Genomic DNA, 19,901 nt, shown 5'->3' with positions numbered 1-19,901 from the left:
CCCGGAACCCATCGAAGGCACCCATGAAGCCAGTATTGCACCGTTCTCCCGTTCTCGCTGCGGCGGTGCTGCTCGGCGCGGCGCTGGCCGGCTGTGCCAGCGTCCCGGCCGAGGACCGGCATCCTTCCGATCCGTTCGAACGCTACAACCGCGCGATGTTTGCGTTCAATGACGGTTTCGACCGGACCGTGCTGAAGCCAGCCGCGGAGACCTACCAGGAACTACCCCAGCCGGTGCGCAGCGGCGTCGGAAACTTTTTCTCGAATCTCGGCGACGTGGTGGTGCTGTTCAACAGCCTGCTGCAGGGCAAGTTTCACAATGCCGCGTCCGATGCGTCGCGCCTGATGTTCAACACCACGTTCGGGGTGTTCGGGGTGTTCGATGTCGCCAGCCCGATGGGCCTGGCCAAGAACAACGAGGACTTCGGCCAGACGCTGGGGCACTGGGGGGTGCCCGCGGGTCCCTATCTGCAGATTCCGTTCCTGGGGCCCAGCACCGTTCGCGACGCACCGGCGCGGGTGGTCGACGTTTACACGCACCCTGCCCGGTTTGTGTATTCGGATCATCCGGACACGGTGCTCGCGCTCGCAGCGCTCGACCTGGTGCATGTGCGGGCAGGGCTGCTTTCCACCGAGGCGGTGCTGGCGACGATCTCCGACGACCGTTACGTGGCGTTGCGCGACTTCTGGCTGCAGCGCCGGGAATTCCTGGTCCGCGACGGCGAGATCGACAACGACGACGCCTGGCTCGATGAACTCGACGCCCTCGAGGAACTGGAAATGCTGGAGGCACTGGAACGGGAGCATCCCACGCAATGAGCCTGGCAACCCTGGCGCCGATGCTGGACATCCTGCGCCTGCGCGGCGGCCCGCAGAACCTGCCGTCAGACCATGGGGTGCTGGTGTTCTGGATGGGGGCCTCGATCGTCTCCGGTATCCTCGTCGCGGCGCCGCTGCATGGCTTCCCCGCCAGCGTGTTTCTGAGCGCGCTGGATCTCGCACTGCTCTACCTGTTCGTGCTGACCGTGCTGGGCCTCCAGGGTCTTACCGGCCGCTGGCTGCAGACCTATACCGCGATGGTGGGCGTCAGCGCGCTGCTGGGGCTGGTGATGAGTGGCCTGCTCTGGCTGTTTCCCCCCGATTTCGAGGCCGAGCAGGTATCGCCCGCGGGGATGGTGGCCTACCTGGCGCTGGTGGTCTGGCTGTTGCTGGTTTTCGGCCACATCCTGCAGCAGGCGTTGAACCTGGGGTCGCGCATGACCGGGGTCGCGATCGCGCTTGGTTTCCTGATTCTCTCCAGCGTGGTCACCCAGTTTGCGCTCGGGATCGCCAGCGCATGAGTGGCCCGATTCATGTGTTGGGGATCGGCGGCACGTTCATGGGCGGGTTGGCCCAACTGGCGGCGGCCGCGGGGATACCGGTATCCGGGGTCGACGAGAATCTGTACCCGCCGATGGATGGCCAGTTGCGGCAGGCCGGCATCCCGTTTCGCGAGGGCTATCGGCCCGAGGACCTCCCCGGCGATACCCGGATCGTCGTGGGGAACGTGATGCGGCGGGGGATGCCCGTCGTCGAGGCGATGCTGGATCGCGGGCTGGCGTACACGTCGGGGCCGCAGTGGCTGGCCGAACGGATTCTGCAGGGCCGCTGGGTGCTGGCGGTTGCGGGCACGCACGGGAAGACGACGACGTCGAGCATGCTCGCCTTCCTGCTCGACCGGGCCGGCTTCGACCCGGGCTTCCTGATCGGCGGGGTGCCCCGAGATTTCGGGGTGTCCGCGCGGCTGGGTTCCGGCCCGTTCTTCGTGATCGAAGCCGACGAGTACGACTGCGCGTTCTTCGACAAACGCGCGAAGTTCGTGCACTACCGTCCGCGGACGCTGGTGCTGAACAACCTGGAGTACGATCACGCGGACATCTACCCCGATCTGGCGGCGATCCAGCGCCAGTTCCACCATCTGTTGCGCACCGTCCCGGGTCAGGGCCTGGTCCTGGCCAACGCCGGCGACCCGGCGCTCGAGCAGGTGCTCGAGCAGGGCTGCTGGACGCCGGTGCAGCGCTTCGGCGGCGGCTCCGCGCCGGATCTGGGTGCCCGTCCGCTCGATGCGCAGGCGTCGTCGTTCGAGGTGCTGGAGCGCGGGCGCCCGGTGGGCGAGGTGCGCTGGGCGCTTTCCGGGGAACACAACGTCGCGAATGCGCTGGCCGCGTTGGGGGCGGCCCGGCACGCCGGCGTCGCGCTGGAGCAGGGCGTGGCGCTGCTCGCCGGTTTCACCGGGGTGCGGCGGCGGCAGGAACTGCGCGGCGAGGTCGCCGGGATCCGCGTGATCGACGACTTCGCCCATCACCCGACCGCGATCCGGCTGACGCTGGCCGGGCTGCGGGCAGCGGGCGGAGGCGGGCGGCTGCTGGTTGCGCTGGAACCCCGGTCCAATACCATGCGCATGGGCGTGCATGCGGATACGCTGGGCGCCTCGCTGGCGCAGGCCGACGGGGTGTACCTGCTGTGGCCGGAGACGCTCGACTGGTCGCCGCGGCGGCTGCGCGGCGAACTGGGCGAGCGCCTGGTGATCGGCGCGCGGGTTCCGGAACTCGTGGCGGCGGTGGCGGCCGGGGCGCGCCCGGGCGATTCGGTGGTGGTCATGAGCAACGGGGGCTTCGGTGGATTCCACGACGCCCTGCTGCAGCAGCTGCGGGAGAAATGGGATGGCGGCCGATGAAGTCGCGCTGGCGCTGACCGGGGCCTCGGGCGCCCAGTACGGGATCCGCCTGCTGGAGTGTCTGGTGCAGGCGGGAACCGGCGTGCACCTGATGCTGTCGCGGCCCGCGCAGGTGGTGCTGGGTCTGGAGACCGACCTCTCGGTCCCTGGCCGACCGGCGGAGATCGCGCGCTATTTCCAGGACCGCTTCGGCGCCACGGACGGGCAGATCCGCTGTTACGGCCCGGAGCAGTGGACGGCTCCGGTCGCCAGCGGATCGGCGGTACCGAGAGCGATGGTCGTCTGCCCCTGTTCCACCGCGACGCTGTCGGCGGTGGCGACCGGCGCGTCGCGCAGCCTGATCGAGCGCGCTGCCGACGTGGTGCTGAAGGAACGCCGGCAGCTCGTGCTGGTGGTGCGCGAGACGCCCTTTTCCGAGGTGCATCTGCGCAACATGCTGCAGTTGGCCCGGATGGGCGCGGTGATCATGCCCGCCAATCCCGCCTTTTATCATCGTCCACGGACGCTGGATGACCTCGTGGACTTCATGGTGGCCCGGATCCTGGACCATCTCGGCGTTGCCCACGATCTCGTGCCGCGTTGGGGCGGACCGCCACCGGCGGCGGAGGACGCATGAAGACCCTGCCCGTTTTCCCGCTCAATACCGTGCTGTTTCCCGATGGGCTGCTGCCGCTGCGCATTTTCGAGACACGCTATATCGACATGGTGCGGGAGTGTATGCGCGGCGACGGTGGCGGCTTCGTGGTGGTTCGGATCGGGCAGGGCAGCGAGACGTCGCCGGCCGTGGAGTTCGCGGCCCTCGGTACCCGTGCCGAGATCATCGACTGGGAGCAGCGTCCGGACGGATTGCTCGGCATTCTCGCCTGTGGTCGCGAGCGGGTGCGGATCCTGGATTACCAGCGGCGGCCCGACGGGCTGATCGTCGGCGACATCGAACCGGTCCCCGAATGGCCTGCGCTGGATCTGCCGCTCGAGTACGCGTCGCTGGCGGGCTTGCTCGAGCGGCTGCTCGATCAGCTCGGAACACCCTGGTCTCACCTCGAACGCCGGCTGCAGGATTCGGCCTGGGTGGCCGGACGCCTGATCGAGCTGTTGCCGCTGGGACTCGACACCAAGCAGTCGCTGCTGGAACAGGACGATCCGCTCGAGCGCCTGCGGCGGCTGCGCGCAGCCATGCTCGCAGCACCGGATCCCTGACATCGCGGGTGTCTGCTGGTATCGTCCGCACTAACTTCAACAGGAGCTTCGCATGGCCGTCCAGGAACTCACCCAGGAAAACTTCGAATCCACCGTAACCGGGAACGATATCGTCATCGTCGATTTCTGGGCGCCGTGGTGTGCCCCCTGCCGTTCGTTCGCGCCGATCTTCGAGGCGGCCTCGGACAACTACCCGGACGTCGTGTTCGCGAAGGTCAATACCGAGGAGCAACAGGCGCTGGCCGGCGCGTTCCAGATCCGCTCGATTCCGACGCTGATGATCTTCCGCGAACAGGTGATCATCTTCTCGCAGCCCGGAATGCTCAGCGCAACCCAGCTCGAAGATGTGCTCGGCAAGGCACGCGAGCTGGATATGGCGCAGGTGCACGAGGACATCCGGCGGCAGCAGCAGGCGGCCGGCAACGGGGGTGCCTGACTTCCGGTAGCCCCCGAAGGCGATAGCAGGCGCCCCCATCATGCTCGGCGTGATGACGCAGATGGGGGCGCTGATCGCCTGTGGTGTTGCCTGGCGCCAGATCCGGCCAGGAGGGCTCCACGCGGACGAGACCCGGCGTGTCCTCACCACGCTGGTCTACTACCTGTTGCTCCCCGCGCTGGTCCTGAAGGTTCTCTGGACTGCGCCGCTGGGGCTGGTTTCACTGAAGATCGCCGCGGTCGCGGGCCTGACGGTGATCGCCGCACTCGGGCTGACCGCGCTCGCCTGCCGGCTGTGTGCGCCGAGCCGGGCGACGCTCGGCGCGATGTTGCTCGCGGCCGCGTGGCCGAATGCGGTCTATCTCGGCTTGCCGATCCTCGACCGTCTGTTCGGCGAGGCCGGCAGGGCCGTCGCGATCCAGTACGACCTGTTCGGCGCGCTGCCGCTGTTGCTGACCGTCGGTGTGCTGATCGCGCGCCACTTCGGAACCCAAGGCGACGAGCCGGTGGTCGGCCCGCTGCGCGGGCTGTTCGCGGTGCCCTCGATCTGGGCCGCGATCCTGGCGGTTACGTTCAACGTCGGGGGCGTTCCGATGCCCGACTGGCTCGATGGCTGGCTCGGGTTTCTCGGGCATGCGGTCACCCCGCTGATGCTGTTCTCGCTCGGGCTGGCGCTGGTCTTCGATCGTTTCCGGGCGAGCGCCGGGCGGGCGTTGGCCGTGGTCGCGGTGATCCAGTTGCTGGCGGCACCGCTGGTCGCGCTCGGCCTGGTCCTCGCGCTGGGAATGCAGGGGGTGCCGGGGGTCGGCACGGTACTCGAGGCGGCGATGCCGGCGATGGTGCTCGGCATCGTGTTCTGTGACCGTTTCGGTCTCGATACGGGGCTTTATGCGGCCGCGGTGACGTTGACCACCGCGCTTTCGCTGGTCAGCCTGCCGCTGTGGTATGCATTGTTGCAGACGCTTCCGGCGCTGCAGTAGCCGCCCGTCGCCCCCGGCAGACGCCGTGCCCGTGCCGGCACCCGTCGTGTCGCCGCGGCCGTCCCGACTCGACGCGCCCCCGCCGCCATCGCGGTGGCAGTACCGGCGTATCCGCGTGATCGGTGGCATCCCTGGGTTCCCGGACTTCGTCCGGCCAGGGTGCGTCGCGCGGTTCCAGTGCCGCGCCGGGCTGGGGTACCCCCTGCAGTGCCTGGCGTTCGGAAATCTCGCGCGCCGGTTCGGCCCCATCGCCCCCGCGGACCGGCGCCGGCGTTTCGGCTTGCGCGGCGACGCCGCTGGCCGCGATCACGCGCAGGTCATCGAAATACAGCGTGCCTTGGCGAGCGGTGCCGGCTTCGTCGCGGGTAACCAGGATGCTGTCGAAATGGAAATGCTGGCCGTCGAGCACCCCGTCGCCGTTCACCCAGCCGATCACCGGCCCGCGGTCGAGATCCCAGATGATTCTGCGCCAGCCGGTCCAGTGCACCGTAATCCACGGCGAGCCCTCGAGCTCGGCGTTACCGTCGCGCACCACGATGCGAAAGCGGTTGCCTGAGCCGTCGCCATGGACGAGCACCTCGAGGGCCTGGCCGGGTCCGAACCTTCGGGACGGGGTGTTGGCCTTCTCCGGCGGCAGGTGTAGCCGTACCAGATGGCTGGCGGCACCACCCGGGGCCGGTTCCGTGAACCGAATGGCCGGATCCCACTGGAACGAAAGGCGCAGCGCGCCGGTACGGCCGCTCCGCGGATTTTCCAGCGAGCGGTCATGGTCGCGCCAGGCCGCGGGCCGGCCTTCGGCGTCGCGAAGCACGCCGGCAAGGTTGCCGGTGTGTGCCGGTGGCCACCAGTCGTTGACGCCGGTTTCGAAGTCGTCGATCACCGTGACGACCGGAGCCGTTCCGGTTGCCGGCCGTTCCAGTACCTGCGCAAGCGCTGGCTGCGGCAACACCCACAGCAAGGTCAGGCACAGCATGCGGCACCGCAGACCGGCCCGCGCGCGGGTTGCCGTGGCCATGGTTCGCTTCATCCAGGGCATCGAATCTACTCGGACCACGGGCACCGGCGCGGCTAGCTGTCCTCGCCGAAGCGGTTGGCGACGAGTTCGCTGAGCGCATCCAGCGCCGCGTCGGCGTCGGATGCGCCGCCGGTGCGGATCTCGATCTCGCTGCCCTGTGCGGCGGCCAGCATCATCACCCCCATGATGCTCTTGCCGTTCACCTCGCGGTCGTTGCGGGATACGAACACGTCGGCCTCGTAGCGGCTGGCGAGGCCGACGAACTTCGCCGCGGCGCGCGCGTGCATGCCGAGACGGTTAACGATGGGAACCGCGCGCCGCGGCATCCGAGCATTCCTGGTCGCAGAGGAGAATACCGTCGTGGCCCCCGCTGATCGCCTTGTTCACGAGTTCGGTCAGCGGCAGGCTGCGGTAATTGAGCACTCGCACCAGCATCGGCAGGTTGACGCCCGCGATCACCCGCCGGTTGGGCTCGCGGGCCAATCGGCCGGCGATGTTTGCAGGGGTCGAGCCGAACATGTCGGTCATGATCAGCACGCCGTCGCCATGATCCAGGCCGCGCAGCCGCGCCCGGGCGCGTTCCTCGATCATGTCCGGGTCGTCGTTCTGGGACATCGCGAGCGCCTCGCAGGCCCGGGGCAACTCTCCGAGCATGCTGCGCGCGGTCTGCAGCAGTGTGTCTCCGAGATGCTGGTGCGTGATCAACATCAGGCCAACGGCCATCGCGTTACTCCGCGTCCGTAAGGGGTGCGTCGAGCTCCCGGTGACGGGTGCTCACCGTGACATTGTCGGCGCTTTGCCACGCCTTGGCCAGTCGGTCGACCAGATAGACCGACCGGTGCCGGCCACCGGTGCAGCCGATCGACACGGTCAGGTAGTTCCGGTGGTCGTCAAGAAAACGAGGGAGCCACTGCTGCAGGTGCGACTGAATGCTGTCGAACATCGCGTCGACCTCCGGATGCGCCTGCAGAAACCCGGCCACCGGCGCCTCGAGACCGGTGAACTCGCGCAGGCCCGGCTCGTAGTAGGGATTGGGCAGGCAGCGCACGTCGAACACGAAATCGGAATCCACCGGAGATCCGTTCTTGAAGCCGAAGGACTGGAATAGCAGCGACAGTCGCTCGCGGCGCTCGGAGGCCACACGGTTGCGCACAGTCCGCGCGAGGTCGTGCATCGACATCCGGCTGCTGTCGATCGTCAGGTCCGCCAGCGCCGCGATATGCCCGAGCCAGTTGCGCTCCATTGCGATTGCCTCGACCAGCGGCAGGCCCTTGCGCGCCAGCGGGTGCCGCCTGCGCGTATGGTGATAGCGTCGTAGCAGTACCTCGTCGGAGGATTGCAGGAACACGACTTCGACCTGTACCCCGGCGGTGCGCAGGCGGTCCAGCGTTGCCGCCAGCCCGCCCAGGGCATGCAGGCCGCTGCGCACGTCCACGCCCACCGCGATGCAGCCTTCGTTGCGGTGGGTGCTGTCGCGCAGTTCCTGAATCAAGGCGTCCAGCAAAGCCAGCGGCAGGTTGTCGACGCAGAAGAAGCCGGCGTCCTCGAGCGTATTCAGCGCGACGGTTTTCCCGGAACCCGAGAGTCCGCTGACGAGCAGCAGGCGCATGTTCATCGCGCCGGCTCCGACCGTGCGTTCTGCATCTGCAGACGCTGCCGGTTGCGCAGGTCGTCGCCGGCGACGTAGCCCTGCAGGTGCAGCAGGTGCGCGCGCACCGCGGCCTCGATCATCACCGCAATATTGCGCCCGGGTGCGATCGGAAGGCTGACCAGCGGGATGCGCAGGCCCAGCACCTCGACCTCGCCGCGGCAGCCGGTCAGGCGGTCGTCGGGAACCGGTGGGGGGCGGTCGCGATCGCGCAGGTCGATGATCAGGCGCAGGTACTTGCCGCGCTTGATCGAGGAGTCACCGTACATCGCGCGGATGTTCAGCACGCCCAGGCCGCGCACCTCGAGCAGATCGCGCAGCAGCGGCGGGCAGGTGCCCCGAATGATGTCCGGAGCGATGCGCGCAAACTCGGGGGCATCGTCGGCGATCAAGCGGTGCCCGCGGCTGACCAGTTCCAGCGCGACCTCGCTCTTGCCCACGCTGGAATCCCCGGAGATCAGCACACCGGCTCCCAGGATTTCCATGAACACGCCGTGGCGCACCGCGGAGCGGGCGAGGCGCTGCTGCAGGAAATAGCGCAGCAGCCCGATCACTTCATGGCTGCCCGAACCCGTGCACAGGATCACCGGCAGTGGGTGCGGGCATTGCGCGGGCAGCTGCTCGAACGGACAGGTGCCCTCGGCAAAGATGACCGCGGCAGTGCCGGTCGCCGCGAGATCCTGGATCAGCTTCTCGTGCTCGGTGGGCCCCAGGGTTTCGATGTAGGCGGCCTCGCGGTCGCCGATGACCTGGATCCGGTTGGGCCGGATCAGGTTCAGGTGGCCCGCCAGCGGCAGGTCGCTGTCGGTCGTGCCGGGCAGGACGCGATTCGCCGCTTCCTTCTCCCCGTGCACGTAGGTGAGCCCCATCCGCGGTCCGAGAGACGCGACCAGGTCGGCCAGGGTGAGCCTGTCAGGCATCATGGAAGGCTGCGGTCGCAGCCTGCTGGAGTCCGGGAGGATCGACCGCGCGGCGCATCGCGGCGATGTTGTCGGGCTGGGACAGCGCCCGCGCAAGCTGGGCCAGCAGTTCGAGGTGATCGCTGGTCGACGCTTCCGGGACGACCAGCGCAATCAGGATGTCGACGGGTTCATGATCGATCGCGTCGAAGTCCACTCCCTGGTCGACCCGCAGCACCGCGACCCGGGGGGTGTCGAGTTGCGCCATCCGGCCATGGGGGATGGCTACCCCATGGCCGAGGCCAGTGGACCCGAGCCGTTCCCTCGCCGACAAAGCATCGAACACGAGGTGAGGGGCCGGCCCGGCAGCCGACTCGCCGTCAGCCCCGGCCAGCAGTTCGCCCAGGGTCTCCAACGCCCGTTTCTTGCTCGAGACCGTCGGCTCGATCTGGACGCGCTCCAGGGTCACGAGGTCGGCGAGCCGCATCGCTCAGGCGGTTTGCTGGCGGTTGCGCAACGCGCCTTCGGCGCGATGGTGGTCCTTTAGCTTCTCCTTGTGCTTGATCAGCTGCCGGTCGGTCTTGTCGATCAGGCCATCGATCGCCGCGTACATGTCGTCATGCGTCGCATCGGCATGGATCTGGTTGCCGCTGACCTGAAGATTCGCCTCGGCCTTGTTGTGATTCTTCTCCACGGTGAGCACGACATGGATGTCGATGACCTGATCGAAATGGCGCTCGAGGCGCTGGAACTTGTCCTCGACGTAGTCACGCAGGGCGTTCGTGATGTCGACGTGATGACCGGTCAGGTTGATTTGCATACTCACACTCCTTTCATGGGTGGAACGCGAGTGCTAGACGAGCTGCCGCCGTTCACTCGACGGCGGCAGGTTCATTGCCTCGCGGTACTTGGCCACGGTACGCCGGGCCACGTTGATGCCCCGGTCCGACAGGACCTGGGCCAGTCTCGAATCGCTCATCGGGCGATCGGGGGGTTCCTCGCTGATCAGTTTACGGATCATCGCACGGATCGCGGTGGCCGAACATTCGCCGCCATCGCGGGTGCCGACGTGGCTCGAGAAGAAGTACTTGAATTCGAACACTCCGCGCGGTGTATGCATGTACTTCTGCGTGGTGACCCGGGAGATCGTCGATTCATGCATCCCCAGCGCCTCGGCGATGTCGCGCAGAATCAGCGGCTGCATCGCCACGTCGCCCTGTTCCAGGAACCCGGTCTGGCGCTCGACAATCGCACGGGCCACTCGCAGCAGTGTGTCGTTGCGGCTGTGCAGGCTTTTCAGGAACCAGCGCGCCTCCTGCAGCTGGTTGCGCATGAACGCGCTATCGCGCGCGTCGCTGACCCGGCGCACCATCCCGGCGTACAGGCTGTTGATCCGGATCCGGGGCGCGATCTCGGGGTTCAGGTCCACGCGCCAGCCGCCACTGTCCCGGCGCACGTAGACATCGGGCGTCACGTATTCCGGGGGCTGGTCGCTGATCTGGCTGCCGGGCCGCGGATTCAGCGTGCGGATCCGTTCCAGGGCCCGGGCCAACTCCGCCTCGGTCAGACCGAGTTCGCGTTGCAAGCCCTTGAAGTCGTGCCGGGCCAAGTGGTCCATTCCGTGTTCTGCCACCCGCAGCGCGGCGTCGCGTTCGGGAGTTTCCGGCGGGAGGCTGTGCAGCTGAATCAGCAGGCATTCGCGCAGGTTGCGGGCACCGACGCCGAGCGGGTCGCATTGCTGGATCCAATGCAGGACAGCCTCGATCTCGTCGATGCCGACCTCGGTTTCGCCTCCCAGCGTTTCCTGCAGGCTCTCGAGGTCGGTCTCGAGGTAGCCGTCGGCGTTGATGCTGTCGATCAGCGCCGCGCCGATTCTGCGGTCGGCATCGTTCAGCGGGCTCAGGTGCAGCTGCCACAGCAGATGTTCGTGCAGGCCGCCGCCCGCGCCCGCCTGGTTCTCGAACGGATCCCGATCGTCGGGGTCATTTCGCTGTCCGGAGTTGCCTCCGTAGTCGGCGCTGTCCCAGGACTCGTGTTCGCCGGCCTGGTCCGGCGCGGGTGCCTCGGTCTCGGGGCCGGGGGCGGTCTCGGTCTCCGGCGCGCCGTCGCCGGTGGTGGCGTCCTCGGCAAGCTCCAGCATCGGATTGCTTTCCAGTGCCTGTTGCACCTCCAGTTGCAGTTCCAGCGTCGAGAGTTGCAGCAGCCGGATCGCCTGTTGCAGCTGGGGCGTCATGGTCAGGGTCTGACCCAGCTGGAGGTTCAGCGATGACTTCAGCATGCGGCGGTGTGGCAGGGTGTTTCGGTGTTCATGGCTTCATGGTACTGCCTGTGCCCGCGCTTTTGCAGCCTCCTGCCGCCGGCACGGGTCCGCACGGGTCGTGCGTGCCGGCCTAACTGTCATGCCATCGGGGGTGAGGCACCCCCGATGATGAAAGAGGCGTAGGGCGGAAGAGGCCGAAGGCCGTCATCCGCCATCCGGCGCCCGGATTGCCGCGGGCGCCTGGGCACTGCGAACGCCGAGTGGCGGATGACGCTGCGCTTTTCCGCCCTACGGGTCGCCCGGGACACGAGACAGGCCGTGACTTTCACGCTAACGCGGGCCGCGGGCCGCGGGCCGCGGGCCGCGGGCCGGGAATCCTGCTGGCGTCCACGCCCCGGGGTGCCGCTACAGGCGAAAGTGTTCGCCCAGGTAGACGGTGCGCACCCGGTGGTCGGCGAGGAGTTCGGCGGGGGTGCCCTCGCTGAGCAGGCGCCCCTCGCTGAGGATGTAGGCGCGGTCGCAGATTCCCAGCGTCTCGCGGACGTTGTGATCCGAGATCAGCACCCCGATGCCCCGCTGTTTCAGGTGTCCGATCACGTCCTGGATTTCGACTACGGAGATCGGATCCACGCCGGCAAACGGCTCGTCGAGGCAGACGAACTGCGGGTTGCCGGCCAGAGCCCGGGCAATTTCGGCGCGCCGGCGTTCGCCGCCCGACAACGCGATGCCGGGGCTGTCGCGGACCGTTTCGAGCTGGAATTCCTCGATCAGCGCATCGCCGGTCTCGCGCCGGCCGGCCCGGTCCAGATCGCGGCGCAGTTCGAGCACCGCCTGCAGGTTCTGCCAGACCGTCAGGCGCCGGAATATGGACGCCTCCTGCGGCAGGTAGCCGAGGCCGAGCCGGGCGCGCAGGTGCACCGGGGCCCGGGTCACGTCACGCCCCGCAAGTTCGATCCGGCCCGCATCCGGCTGGATCAGTCCGACCAGGATATAGAAACAGGTGGTCTTGCCGGCACCGTTCGGCCCCAGCAGCCCGACCACCTCGCCATGACGCAGGTGCACGTCCACCTCGGACAGCACCGTGCGCTTGCCGTAGCGCTTGGTCAGGCCGCTGCCGGTCAGGCAGGCGTCGGCCGCGCTCGCCGGGCAGGGGGGCGTTCGGGGCGCGGCGGTCCCAGTCGCTGCATTCATTCCGGACGCGGGAGAATCGTGATGTGTACCCTGCGCGCCTCGCTGCCCTCGATCCCGATGATGTCCTGGGCGAGGTCGTAGGTGATGCGCTCGCCGGTGGCGTCCTCGGTCGCGGTCTGCACCCGCGCGTCGTCCCGAAGCACCAGAATCTGGTCGTCGAAGGTGTATTCCATCCGGTTGGCGGTGGCCACCCGCGGCTGCCCGGCGGGGTCGGGCGATTCGGCGCGGACCGGTTTGCCCTCGGCTTCCATCCGTACCGGGCGCCGCTCGGGTGCATGGATCACGATGCGGTCGGCGTGCAGTGTCAGATTGCCGCGGATGACCTCGACGTTGCCGCTGTAGGTGCCGACGCCGCGCCGGTCATCCATCTCCGCGCGGTCGGCACTGATCCGGACCGGCAGGTCTTCCAGCGTCTGGGCGGCCAGGGTTGCCGGGGTGGCGCCCAGCGCCAGGCCCAGCAGGGCGATTGCGGCGCCGGCAACGGGCCGGGGTGCAGTGCGGGTGTTGTTCATCGTCGCATGTTCTAGGGGTTTTCCGGAGCATAGACCGTTTCGACCTCGCTCCGCAGTTCGATCAGATCGGCCGCGACGTCGGCGTGCATCCCGACGCCGGTCATGACCAGGCCCGGACGGACCAGTGTCGCCCGCGCATCGGTGAACACCTCGCGGGTGTCGGTCACGATGGTTACATCGGCGCTGGTGATCTCGGTTTGCGGCTGCTCCGGACTCGGCAACCGGACACCCTCCGTGGTACCGAGCAATACCAGCCGGTGCGCGGCCGGGTAGTGTACCGCGGCGGGCGCGGTCCAGACCCAGTCGATATGGCCGTCGGTCAGGAATTCCAGGCGCGGATCCTCGGCGCGCTGCAGACCCAGCTCGTCGAATTGCTGCAGGCGCTCGCCTTCCAGTACGTGGGTGATCTCGCCGCGTTCGTCGGTGACCCGCAGCACGAAACCGGAGATCTCCAGCTGCACGCCGGGTTCCAGCGCCAGCGGGGCGGGGGCTGCGGCCAGCAGCGCCAGCGCCGCGGCACCGGGGATCCAGACGCGGAAACCCCGACGCGGCTCAGTGCCGGAGGTAGGCATCGAGGATCGTCTCCAGGCTGCCCCTGGCGGCCAGCAGTTGTTCGCAGATCTCGCGTACCGCGCCGCGCCCGCCTGGTGCAGTGGTGACCCAGTGGGCGCGTTCCAGCACCAACGGATGGGCGTCGGCGACCGCAATTCCGAGCGACACTCGCCGCATCGCCGGCAGGTCGACGACGTCGTCGCCCACAAAGGCGGCGTGTTCGGGCTGGTGCCCGCTCTGAGCGAGCAGTTCGGCCAGCGCCTCGCCCTTGTTCCGGCGACCCTGCAGGATGTGCTCCACGCCAAGATCCCGCATCCGGTGCAGCACGACCTCGGAGCTTCGGCCCGTCAGGATCGCGAGTTCGAGGCCGCCTTGTTGCGCCATGCGGATGCCGTGGCCGTCGCGGCTGTTGAACGCCTTGTACTCCTCGCCCGCATCACCGAGGAACAGGCTGCCGTCGGTCAGCACACCGTCCACGTCCAGGATCAGCAGGCGGATCCGGCGTTGATACTCCTTCAGGGTTTCCGGGGGCAGTGGCATCACGCCACCCCCGCGCGCAGCAGATCGTGCATGTTGATTGCTCCTACCAGGCGTTGCTGTTCGTGGTCGACCACTGGCAAGGCATTGATCCGGCGGCTCTCCATGAGCTGCAATGCCTCTGCCGCCAGCCATTCGGGACGGGCCGTGCAGCCGTTGTGCGTCATCACCTCGCCGACGGTCAGGCGGTGCAGGTCGAGGCCGCGGTCCAGCGTTCGGCGCAGGTCGCCGTCGGTGAATACGCCTTCGATGCGGCCGTCGTCGCTGCAGATCACGACCATTCCCAGGCCCTTGTGCGAGATCTCGAGCAGGGCGTCGCGCAGCAGCGCGCCCGCGTGAATGCGCGGGATCGCGTCGCCGGTGCGCATGATGTCCCCGACGTGGATCAGCAGCCGCCGCCCGAGTCGGCCCCCGGGATGGGAACGTGCGAAATCGTCGGCGGTGAAGCCGCGTGCGTCGAGTACCGCGACCGCCAGCGCATCGCCCATCGCCAGCGTCGCGGTGGTGCTGGAGGTCGGCGCCAGACCCAGCGGGCAGGCTTCGCGTTCGACGCTGATGTCCAGATGTACGGTCGCCTCGGTCGCCAGCCGCGACCTGGGGTTCCCGGTGAGCGCGATCAGCGGCACCCCGAGGCGCCGGATCAGCGGCAGGATGGTCAGGATCTCGTCGGTCTCGCCGGAGTGGGACAGCGCGATCACCGCGTCGTCCCGGGTGATCATGCCGAGGTCCCCGTGGCTGGCCTCTCCGGGATGTACGAAAAACGCGGGGGTGCCGGTGGAGGCGAAAGTGGCCGCGAGCTTGCCCCCGATGTGGCCCGACTTGCCCATTCCGGTGACCACCACGCGGCCGCGGCAGGCGAGGATGTGCTCGCAGGCGGCCAGGAAGGTCGCGTCGATGCGGTTGGCGAGGGCCGCCACGGCCCCGGCTTCCGTCTCGATCACGGCCAGTGCGAGCTTGCGCGTGTTTTCGGGGTCCAGCGTCATGTGACGGCACTCCAGCCGATCAGGATCAGGTAGCCGGCGAACAGCCCCAGCAGCAGCGCGCCTTCCCAGCGTTGCACGCGGTGCGGCCCGCGCAGGCTCACTGCCAGCAGCAGGAGCAGCACGGTCATCCCGAGCATCACGGGATAATCCCGCATCAGCACGCTCATTTCCACCGCCGACGGTGCCAGCAGCCCGGGAATCGCGAGCACGCACAGCAGATTGAACAGGTTGGAACCGATCACGTTCCCGATCGCCAGTTCCGTCTCGCCCTTCCAGGCCGCGACCACCGAGGTTGCGAGTTCGGGCAGGCTGGTACCGATGGCCACGATCGTCAGGCCGATCACCAGGTCGCTGACACCGAGCCCTGCGGCCAGCTCGACGGCGCCCCAGACCAGGGAGCGGCTGCCCGCGAGCAGCAGTACCAGGCCGACAGCCAGCCACGCGACGGCCCGGACCGGGCTCATCGGCGCCGGCATGGCCGCCTCGACATCGGCGCTCAGGCGGTCGGGATGCTTGCGTCCGCGCAGCCCCTCGGCGATCAGCCAGGCGGTGAGTGCGACCAGCCCGGCCAGCAGGATCAACCCGTCGATCCGCCCCAGAAAGCCGTCCAGCAGCAATGCCAGGCCGAGCAGGGTCACGCCCAGCAGGATCGGGAACTCCCGGCGCAGGATCCCCGACGCCACCACCAGCGGTGCGATCAGTGCGGTGGCGCCGAGTACCAGGCCGATGTTGGCGATATTCGAGCCGATTGCGTTGCCCACGGCCAGAGCCGGGTTGCCCTGCAGGGCGGCGACGATCGACACCACGACTTCGGGTGCGGAAGTGCCGAATGCGACGATGGTCAGGCCGATCAGCAGCGGGGTGACGCCCAGCCCGCGCGCCAGTGCCGACGCACCCAGGACCAGGCGGTCGGCGCCGAACGTCAGTGCCGCGAGACCCGCGGTAGCGGCGAGAGCGGCAAGCCACATCGCTTCGATGCTCCGTAGGGAACGTTGCCACGAGTGTACTGCCGGGCCCATGGACCCGTCCTGCCGCTGCGGCCGCGGTGGGGTTTCACGCGGGCAGCGGGATGGCTACCATCCCGCGACGGTGGCCGGTGACGGCCGAACACTGCAACCGGAAGCCGCTACTGATGCCCGACGCCGAACCCCGCCGCCTGCGCCTGGCCGCAGTTCTGGACGACACTGATGCTGCCTGGCAGGCATTCTATCCCGAGGGCCTGCCGGACGACTGGCGCTTCGCGTTCTACGGCCATTACTGGCCGGAGATCCTGATCCCGCAGGAGGAATGGCGCCGGTTTGCCACGAATGCCGGCTGGGTCTCGGAACTGCCGGAAGCCTTTCAGGTATATTTCGAAGTTCCTGCGGGTGCGACGCAGCATTGTGGGGAACTGCAGCGAACCCTCGGGGGATTCCTCGGTGGCTGCCTGCTCGAAGGCGAGGACGGCAACGGCGCGGGTCTGCCTGCCGGGGTGCCGGTGTATCTGCGCCAGCCAGACCCGGCGCTGGATCATGTGCAGTCGTGCCGGTACTACGCGGGGCCCCGCGGTGGGGTGCTGGTGCTGGAGCCGGAGCCGGGGTTCGCATTGCCGGGCTGGCGGCGGCTGCTCGAGTCGCTGCACGGACGCTTCGCGGAGCCTTCGCTGCTGGTGTTTCTGCGCGCCGGTCCGCAGGAACTGGAAAACGCCGAAACGATCCGCCGTCTGGCGGGTCTAGGCTAGAGGTCGATTTCCGGGCCGCCGGGACGGCGGCTCCCGGAACAGCGGGGAGAATCGCCGGTGCCACAGCAGTCCGCCGCAGACACGCCACATGTGATCATCGAGGATCTGGTCTTCCGCCACGGGCGCAAGACCGTGTTCGACGGGCTGTCGCTGACGGTGCCGCGCGGCCGGGTGACGACGGTGATGGGGCCGAGCGGTACCGGCAAGACGACCTTGCTGCGTCTGATCGGTGGCCAGTTGCGACCGGATTCCGGGCGCATCTGGGTCGACGGCGAGGAGGTCGCGCGGCTTTCCACCCGGCGGCTGTACGCGTTGCGCAAGCGCATCGGCATGCTGTTCCAGACCGGGGCACTGCTCAGCGACCTGAACGTGTTCGAGAACGTGGCGTTTCCACTGCGCGAGCACACCAACCTGCCGGAGGAACTGATCCGCACGCTGGTACTGATGAAGCTCGAGGCCGTCGGCCTGCGCGCGGCCCGCGACCTGAGCCCGTCCCAGCTCTCGGGCGGGATGGCGCGCCGGGTGGCGTTGGCGCGCGCGATCGCGCTCGACCCGGAAATGATCATGTACGACGAGCCCTTCGCCGGGCTCGATCCGATCACGATGGGGCAGATCGTGACCCTGGTTCAGCGCACCAGCCGGTCGCTGGGCCTGACCAGCGTGCTGGTCACGCACGACGTGACCGAGGCGATGGCGATCTCCGACCACGTCGTATTGATCGCCGAGGGCCGGGTGATGGATTCCGGAACGGTCGCGGAGGTCCGCGAACGGGCGTCCGACTGGACCGGCCAGTTTCTGGAGGGGCGCCCCGACGGCCCGGTTCCGTTCCATTACCCGGGCATGGACTACCGCGGCGATCTGCTGCGAACGCCGGAGCGCGAGCATGACTGAGATGCTCGTCCGCCTGGGCCGGGCGGGACTGGGCTGGCTGGCCGTGCTCGGGCGCGCGTCGGTATTCCTGGTGCGGGTACTGCGCAGCCAGGATGCGGCCCTGCGCCGGCCCGGGCTGACGCTGGCCGAAATCTACTCGGTCGGCGTTCGGTCGCTGTTGATCATCGTGGTGTCGGGACTGTTCGTCGGCATGGTGCTCGGGTACCAGGGGTACATCACGCTGGTGAACTTCGGCGCCGCCGAGGCCCTGGGCGGGGTGGTCGCGCTCTCGCTGGTCCGGGAACTCGGGCCGGTGGTCACCGCCTTGCTGTTCGCGGGTCGGGCCGGGTCGGCGCTGACCGCCGAGATTGGATTGATGAAGACCACCGAGCAGCTGTCGGCGATGGAAATGATGGCGGTGAATCCCTACCGGCGGGTTTTCGCGCCGCGCTTTTTTGCCGGGTTCCTGTCCATGCCGCTGCTTGCGGCGATGTTCAGCGCGGTGGGTGTGATCGGTGGGTATATCGTCGGCGTCGGTTTGCTCGGCGTCGACAGCGGATCCTATTTCTCCCAGATGCAGGCGGTCACGGACTGGCGCGAGGACGTGGTCTCGGGCGTGATCAAGAGCGTCGTGTTCGGGTTCGTGGTGACCTGGATCGCGGTGTTCCAGGGCTTCGATGCGCAACCGACCTCCGAAGGCATCTCCCGGGCGACGACCCAGACGGTCGTAATGTCCGCGCTGGCCGTACTCGGCCTGGATTTCATCCTGACCGGGCTGATGTTCGGTGAGGTCTGAGCAAGAGGAACCCTGATGAAGCTGCGCTATCTGGAAGTATCGGTCGGGCTGTTCGTGCTGCTGGGTATCGCGGCACTGTTCTACCTGGCGATACAGGTCAGCAACGTCGCCGAATACCGCGACCGCGACACCTACGACGTGATCGCGTATTTCGATCACATCGGCGGTCTGAAGGTGCGGGCGCCGGTGACTGTCTCCGGTGTCCGGATCGGTCGCGTCGCGTCGATCGAGTACGATCCCGAGCGCTTTCAGGCGCGGGTGATCCTGGCGATCCGGTCGGGACACGACTATCTGCCGGCGGACACGCAGGCCAGTATCTTCACCGCCGGACTGCTCGGCGAGCAGTACATCGCGCTCGATCCGGGCGGGGATTTCGAGATGCTCGGCGATGGCGACGAGGTGCTGTTCACCCAGTCCGCACTGGTGCTCGAAACCATGATCGGGCGGGTGCTGACCCAGATCTCCGGCAACTGATAAACCCCGGTGCGTGGCCATTCGCACTGGCTGGCGGTCCGGAAGGCCGCTCCCTGACATTCACGCCGACGAGGTGGTAGCAATGAAACGACCGATTTCCGGGATCCTGGCGGGGATGACCCTGCTGCTGACGCTGACCCTGGCCGCGTTGCCGGCACAGGCGACGACTGCGGTCGAGCTGGTCGACGGCGCGATCGAGCGCGTATTCGACACCTTGCGCGCGGACGAGGCGCGGGCCCAGGCGGAGCCCGAGTTCGTGCTGGAAGTCATCGAACGCGAGATCATCCCGCTGGTGGACATCGACGGCATGGCTCGCCTGATCCTGGCGCGCCACTGGCGTGACGCCACCGACGCACAGCGCAGCCGCTTCACCGAGGCGTTCCGCGATACGCTGCTCAATGCCTACGGCGTGCGTCTGGCCGAATACCTCGACCGCCGCGTGAACGTGATCGAGCGCCGCTCGCGCGAGGACGAGCGCATGGCCGTGGTCGCGACCGAGATCGTGGTGGGCAGCGGGCAGCCGAACATCACGGTCAACTATCGCCTGCGGCCGGTGGAAGGCGAGTGGCGTGTGTTCGATGTCGAGGCCGAGGGGCTGAGCTTCGTGGGCAACTTCCGGAACCATTTCAATACCGAGATCAATCGCAACGGACTCGACGCGCTGATCGAACGTCTGGAGGCGGGGGACCGGTCGCTGGTCGAGGAGACGCTCGACAATGCCGCCTCCGGCGGGAGCGCATCGGGTGGCTGACGCGTCCCTGGTGCTGGAGGGCTCGACCCTGCGCTTCTCCGGCCCGCTGACGTTCGCCACGGTGGCCGCGCTGATGACCCGTGGTCAGGAACTGTTGCCGCGCCTGCCGGCGTCGGCGGAGCTGGATCTGTCCGGCGCGACCCGGGTCGACAGCGCCGGCGTGGCCCTGCTGGTCGAGTTCTGGCGCCAGCGCGAACGGGTGGGAGGGCGCCTGGTATGGACGGCGGTGCCGGAGGGGCTGCGGCCGCTGCTGGTGCTGTACCACCTCGAGTCGTTGCTGGAGCCGGATCGCCCGGCCTGAACGCATTCCTCCGCGCCGGCACCGGTAATCAGGGCGCTGGCGAGTCGATTTCGGTACCATAGCGG

At 68.1% G+C, this 19,901-nt stretch carries 28 protein-coding genes; 13 read left to right on the top strand and 15 right to left on the bottom strand.

What is annotated here, in order from left to right; genetic code table 11:
- Positions 1–23 precede the first annotated feature (23 nt).
- The 7 genes from THITH_RS14275 to THITH_RS14245 are packed head-to-tail and all read left to right on the top strand — an operon-like array spanning position 24 to position 5,327.
- The gene (locus THITH_RS14275) at positions 24–818 is read left to right on the top strand and encodes an MlaA family lipoprotein (protein WP_006747139.1); all 795 of its coding nucleotides are present in this window, start codon (positions 24–26) and stop codon (positions 816–818) included.
- A complete protein-coding gene (locus tag THITH_RS14270; RefSeq protein ID WP_006747140.1) occupies positions 815–1,339 on the top strand; it encodes a hypothetical protein in 525 nt (174 codons plus the stop codon). Before THITH_RS14275 ends, THITH_RS14270 begins: the two co-directional genes overlap by 4 nt.
- Complete coding sequence (gene mpl, locus THITH_RS14265; RefSeq protein ID WP_006747141.1) at positions 1,336–2,715, top strand: UDP-N-acetylmuramate:L-alanyl-gamma-D-glutamyl-meso-diaminopimelate ligase; 1,380 nt, start codon at positions 1,336–1,338, stop codon at positions 2,713–2,715. Before THITH_RS14270 ends, mpl begins: the two co-directional genes overlap by 4 nt.
- Positions 2,702–3,331, top strand: coding sequence for a flavin prenyltransferase UbiX (locus THITH_RS14260; RefSeq protein ID WP_006747142.1), 630 nt, complete (start codon positions 2,702–2,704; stop codon positions 3,329–3,331). Before mpl ends, THITH_RS14260 begins: the two co-directional genes overlap by 14 nt.
- A complete protein-coding gene (locus THITH_RS14255) occupies positions 3,328–3,912 on the top strand; it encodes an LON peptidase substrate-binding domain-containing protein (RefSeq protein ID WP_006747143.1) in 585 nt (194 codons plus the stop codon). The genes THITH_RS14260 and THITH_RS14255 overlap by 4 nt, the downstream gene beginning before the upstream one ends.
- A gap of 52 nt (positions 3,913–3,964) precedes the next feature.
- Positions 3,965–4,348 carry a thioredoxin gene (gene trxA, locus THITH_RS14250; protein ID WP_006747144.1) on the top strand — a complete coding sequence of 128 codons (384 nt, stop codon included), beginning with the start codon at positions 3,965–3,967 and terminating at the stop codon, positions 4,346–4,348.
- A 40-nt stretch (positions 4,349–4,388) separates the two neighbouring features.
- Positions 4,389–5,327: an AEC family transporter gene (locus THITH_RS14245; RefSeq protein ID WP_006747145.1), complete on the top strand. Its 939-nt coding sequence runs from the start codon at positions 4,389–4,391 to the stop codon at positions 5,325–5,327.
- Here THITH_RS14245 and THITH_RS14240 read toward each other — a convergent pair.
- From THITH_RS14240 to THITH_RS14175, 15 genes are all read right to left on the bottom strand, one after another.
- Positions 5,275–6,342 carry a hypothetical protein gene (locus tag THITH_RS14240; RefSeq protein ID WP_025367591.1) on the bottom strand — a complete coding sequence of 356 codons (1,068 nt, stop codon included), beginning with the start codon at positions 6,340–6,342 and terminating at the stop codon, positions 5,275–5,277. The genes THITH_RS14245 and THITH_RS14240 overlap by 53 nt on opposite strands.
- A gap of 53 nt (positions 6,343–6,395) precedes the next feature.
- Positions 6,396–6,668: an HPr family phosphocarrier protein gene (locus THITH_RS14235; protein WP_006747147.1), complete on the bottom strand. Its 273-nt coding sequence runs from the start codon at positions 6,666–6,668 to the stop codon at positions 6,396–6,398.
- Complete coding sequence (locus THITH_RS14230; protein ID WP_006747148.1) at positions 6,640–7,065, bottom strand: PTS sugar transporter subunit IIA; 426 nt, start codon at positions 7,063–7,065, stop codon at positions 6,640–6,642. The genes THITH_RS14235 and THITH_RS14230 overlap by 29 nt, the downstream gene beginning before the upstream one ends.
- 4 nt (positions 7,066–7,069) lie before the next feature.
- On the bottom strand, positions 7,070–7,951 hold the full coding sequence (gene rapZ / locus THITH_RS14225) for an RNase adapter RapZ (protein ID WP_025367590.1): 882 nt from the start codon (positions 7,949–7,951) through the stop codon (positions 7,070–7,072).
- 2 nt (positions 7,952–7,953) lie between these two features.
- Positions 7,954–8,913: an HPr(Ser) kinase/phosphatase gene (hprK, locus tag THITH_RS14220; protein ID WP_006747150.1), complete on the bottom strand. Its 960-nt coding sequence runs from the start codon at positions 8,911–8,913 to the stop codon at positions 7,954–7,956.
- Positions 8,903–9,376, bottom strand: a complete 474-nt coding sequence (locus tag THITH_RS14215) for a PTS sugar transporter subunit IIA (RefSeq protein WP_006747151.1) — start codon at positions 9,374–9,376, stop codon at positions 8,903–8,905. The genes hprK and THITH_RS14215 overlap by 11 nt, the downstream gene beginning before the upstream one ends.
- Positions 9,377–9,379: 3 nt before the next feature.
- Positions 9,380–9,709 (bottom strand): ribosome hibernation-promoting factor, HPF/YfiA family, encoded by a 330-nt coding sequence (hpf, locus tag THITH_RS14210; protein ID WP_006747152.1) that lies wholly within the window; start codon positions 9,707–9,709, stop codon positions 9,380–9,382.
- Between the two features lie 33 nt (positions 9,710–9,742).
- On the bottom strand, positions 9,743–11,167 hold the full coding sequence (locus tag THITH_RS14205; RefSeq protein WP_006747153.1) for an RNA polymerase factor sigma-54: 1,425 nt from the start codon (positions 11,165–11,167) through the stop codon (positions 9,743–9,745).
- 119 nt (positions 11,168–11,286) lie between these two features.
- Positions 11,287–11,478 (bottom strand): hypothetical protein, encoded by a 192-nt coding sequence (locus THITH_RS19405; protein WP_084222675.1) that lies wholly within the window; start codon positions 11,476–11,478, stop codon positions 11,287–11,289.
- A gap of 76 nt (positions 11,479–11,554) precedes the next feature.
- Positions 11,555–12,340, bottom strand: a complete 786-nt coding sequence (gene lptB, locus THITH_RS14200) for an LPS export ABC transporter ATP-binding protein (protein ID WP_006747154.1) — start codon at positions 12,338–12,340, stop codon at positions 11,555–11,557.
- A complete protein-coding gene (lptA, locus tag THITH_RS14195) occupies positions 12,337–12,852 on the bottom strand; it encodes a lipopolysaccharide transport periplasmic protein LptA (protein WP_006747155.1) in 516 nt (171 codons plus the stop codon). Before lptA ends, lptB begins: the two co-directional genes overlap by 4 nt.
- 11 nt (positions 12,853–12,863) lie before the next feature.
- A complete protein-coding gene (lptC, locus tag THITH_RS14190) occupies positions 12,864–13,424 on the bottom strand; it encodes an LPS export ABC transporter periplasmic protein LptC (RefSeq protein WP_006747156.1) in 561 nt (186 codons plus the stop codon).
- Positions 13,405–13,944, bottom strand: a complete 540-nt coding sequence (locus THITH_RS14185; RefSeq protein WP_006747157.1) for a KdsC family phosphatase — start codon at positions 13,942–13,944, stop codon at positions 13,405–13,407. Before THITH_RS14185 ends, lptC begins: the two co-directional genes overlap by 20 nt.
- Positions 13,944–14,924, bottom strand: coding sequence for a KpsF/GutQ family sugar-phosphate isomerase (locus THITH_RS14180; protein WP_006747158.1), 981 nt, complete (start codon positions 14,922–14,924; stop codon positions 13,944–13,946). The genes THITH_RS14185 and THITH_RS14180 overlap by 1 nt, the downstream gene beginning before the upstream one ends.
- Entirely contained in the window at positions 14,921–15,892 is a 972-nt protein-coding gene (locus THITH_RS14175) for a calcium/sodium antiporter (RefSeq protein WP_006747159.1), read from the bottom strand. Before THITH_RS14175 ends, THITH_RS14180 begins: the two co-directional genes overlap by 4 nt.
- Before the next feature lie 164 nt (positions 15,893–16,056).
- On the opposite strand from THITH_RS14175, the gene THITH_RS14170 reads away from it, so the two are divergent.
- The 6 genes from THITH_RS14170 to THITH_RS14145 all read left to right on the top strand — a co-directional run bounded on the left by THITH_RS14170 (position 16,057) and on the right by THITH_RS14145 (position 19,836).
- Positions 16,057–16,644: a hypothetical protein gene (locus tag THITH_RS14170; RefSeq protein ID WP_006747160.1), complete on the top strand. Its 588-nt coding sequence runs from the start codon at positions 16,057–16,059 to the stop codon at positions 16,642–16,644.
- 57 nt (positions 16,645–16,701) lie between these two features.
- Complete coding sequence (locus THITH_RS14165) at positions 16,702–17,535, top strand: ABC transporter ATP-binding protein (RefSeq protein WP_006747161.1); 834 nt, start codon at positions 16,702–16,704, stop codon at positions 17,533–17,535.
- Entirely contained in the window at positions 17,528–18,310 is a 783-nt protein-coding gene (gene mlaE / locus THITH_RS14160; protein WP_006747162.1) for a lipid asymmetry maintenance ABC transporter permease subunit MlaE, read from the top strand. The genes THITH_RS14165 and mlaE overlap by 8 nt, the downstream gene beginning before the upstream one ends.
- Positions 18,311–18,325: 15 nt before the next feature.
- Positions 18,326–18,784: an outer membrane lipid asymmetry maintenance protein MlaD gene (mlaD, locus tag THITH_RS14155; RefSeq protein ID WP_006747163.1), complete on the top strand. Its 459-nt coding sequence runs from the start codon at positions 18,326–18,328 to the stop codon at positions 18,782–18,784.
- An 82-nt stretch (positions 18,785–18,866) separates the two neighbouring features.
- Positions 18,867–19,535 carry an MlaC/ttg2D family ABC transporter substrate-binding protein gene (locus THITH_RS14150; protein WP_006747164.1) on the top strand — a complete coding sequence of 223 codons (669 nt, stop codon included), beginning with the start codon at positions 18,867–18,869 and terminating at the stop codon, positions 19,533–19,535.
- Positions 19,528–19,836 carry an STAS domain-containing protein gene (locus THITH_RS14145; RefSeq protein WP_025367587.1) on the top strand — a complete coding sequence of 103 codons (309 nt, stop codon included), beginning with the start codon at positions 19,528–19,530 and terminating at the stop codon, positions 19,834–19,836. Before THITH_RS14150 ends, THITH_RS14145 begins: the two co-directional genes overlap by 8 nt.
- Positions 19,837–19,901: the final 65 nt, after the last annotated feature.

Origin of the sequence: Thioalkalivibrio paradoxus ARh 1 (assembly GCF_000227685.2) — a bacterium.
In the GTDB taxonomy this organism is placed as follows: domain Bacteria; phylum Pseudomonadota; class Gammaproteobacteria; order Ectothiorhodospirales; family Ectothiorhodospiraceae; genus Thioalkalivibrio; species Thioalkalivibrio paradoxus.
The sequence above is the reverse complement of the archived record's forward strand: the minus strand, read 5'-3'. Positions and strand labels throughout refer to the sequence as shown.

Excerpts from the sequence above, each read along its gene's own strand:
- THITH_RS14270 (WP_006747140.1), top strand. The coding sequence starts at position 815 with ATGAGCCTGGCAACCCTGGCGCCGATGCTGGACATCCTGCGCCTGCGC.
- lptA (WP_006747155.1), bottom strand. The coding sequence starts at position 12,852 with ATGAACAACACCCGCACTGCACCCCGGCCCGTTGCCGGCGCCGCAATC.
- THITH_RS14175 (WP_006747159.1), bottom strand. The coding sequence starts at position 15,892 with ATGTGGCTTGCCGCTCTCGCCGCTACCGCGGGTCTCGCGGCACTGACG.
- THITH_RS14230 (WP_006747148.1), bottom strand. The coding sequence starts at position 7,065 with ATGGCCGTTGGCCTGATGTTGATCACGCACCAGCATCTCGGAGACACA.
- trxA (WP_006747144.1), top strand. The coding sequence starts at position 3,965 with ATGGCCGTCCAGGAACTCACCCAGGAAAACTTCGAATCCACCGTAACC.
- mpl (WP_006747141.1), top strand. The coding sequence starts at position 1,336 with ATGAGTGGCCCGATTCATGTGTTGGGGATCGGCGGCACGTTCATGGGC.
- THITH_RS14215 (WP_006747151.1), bottom strand. The coding sequence starts at position 9,376 with ATGCGGCTCGCCGACCTCGTGACCCTGGAGCGCGTCCAGATCGAGCCG.
- THITH_RS14245 (WP_006747145.1), top strand. The coding sequence starts at position 4,389 with ATGCTCGGCGTGATGACGCAGATGGGGGCGCTGATCGCCTGTGGTGTT.
- THITH_RS14240 (WP_025367591.1), bottom strand. The coding sequence starts at position 6,342 with ATGGCCACGGCAACCCGCGCGCGGGCCGGTCTGCGGTGCCGCATGCTG.
- lptB (WP_006747154.1), bottom strand. The coding sequence starts at position 12,340 with ATGAATGCAGCGACTGGGACCGCCGCGCCCCGAACGCCCCCCTGCCCG.
- THITH_RS14180 (WP_006747158.1), bottom strand. The coding sequence starts at position 14,924 with ATGACGCTGGACCCCGAAAACACGCGCAAGCTCGCACTGGCCGTGATC.
- mlaE (WP_006747162.1), top strand. The coding sequence starts at position 17,528 with ATGACTGAGATGCTCGTCCGCCTGGGCCGGGCGGGACTGGGCTGGCTG.
- THITH_RS14170 (WP_006747160.1), top strand. The coding sequence starts at position 16,057 with ATGCCCGACGCCGAACCCCGCCGCCTGCGCCTGGCCGCAGTTCTGGAC.
- hprK (WP_006747150.1), bottom strand. The coding sequence starts at position 8,913 with ATGATGCCTGACAGGCTCACCCTGGCCGACCTGGTCGCGTCTCTCGGA.
- THITH_RS14185 (WP_006747157.1), bottom strand. The coding sequence starts at position 13,944 with ATGCCACTGCCCCCGGAAACCCTGAAGGAGTATCAACGCCGGATCCGC.
- THITH_RS14150 (WP_006747164.1), top strand. The coding sequence starts at position 18,867 with ATGAAACGACCGATTTCCGGGATCCTGGCGGGGATGACCCTGCTGCTG.
- THITH_RS14235 (WP_006747147.1), bottom strand. The coding sequence starts at position 6,668 with ATGCCGCGGCGCGCGGTTCCCATCGTTAACCGTCTCGGCATGCACGCG.
- THITH_RS14260 (WP_006747142.1), top strand. The coding sequence starts at position 2,702 with ATGGCGGCCGATGAAGTCGCGCTGGCGCTGACCGGGGCCTCGGGCGCC.
- THITH_RS14255 (WP_006747143.1), top strand. The coding sequence starts at position 3,328 with ATGAAGACCCTGCCCGTTTTCCCGCTCAATACCGTGCTGTTTCCCGAT.
- mlaD (WP_006747163.1), top strand. The coding sequence starts at position 18,326 with ATGAAGCTGCGCTATCTGGAAGTATCGGTCGGGCTGTTCGTGCTGCTG.
- hpf (WP_006747152.1), bottom strand. The coding sequence starts at position 9,709 with ATGCAAATCAACCTGACCGGTCATCACGTCGACATCACGAACGCCCTG.
- lptC (WP_006747156.1), bottom strand. The coding sequence starts at position 13,424 with ATGCCTACCTCCGGCACTGAGCCGCGTCGGGGTTTCCGCGTCTGGATC.
- THITH_RS14275 (WP_006747139.1), top strand. The coding sequence starts at position 24 with ATGAAGCCAGTATTGCACCGTTCTCCCGTTCTCGCTGCGGCGGTGCTG.
- rapZ (WP_025367590.1), bottom strand. The coding sequence starts at position 7,951 with ATGCGCCTGCTGCTCGTCAGCGGACTCTCGGGTTCCGGGAAAACCGTC.
- THITH_RS14205 (WP_006747153.1), bottom strand. The coding sequence starts at position 11,167 with ATGCTGAAGTCATCGCTGAACCTCCAGCTGGGTCAGACCCTGACCATG.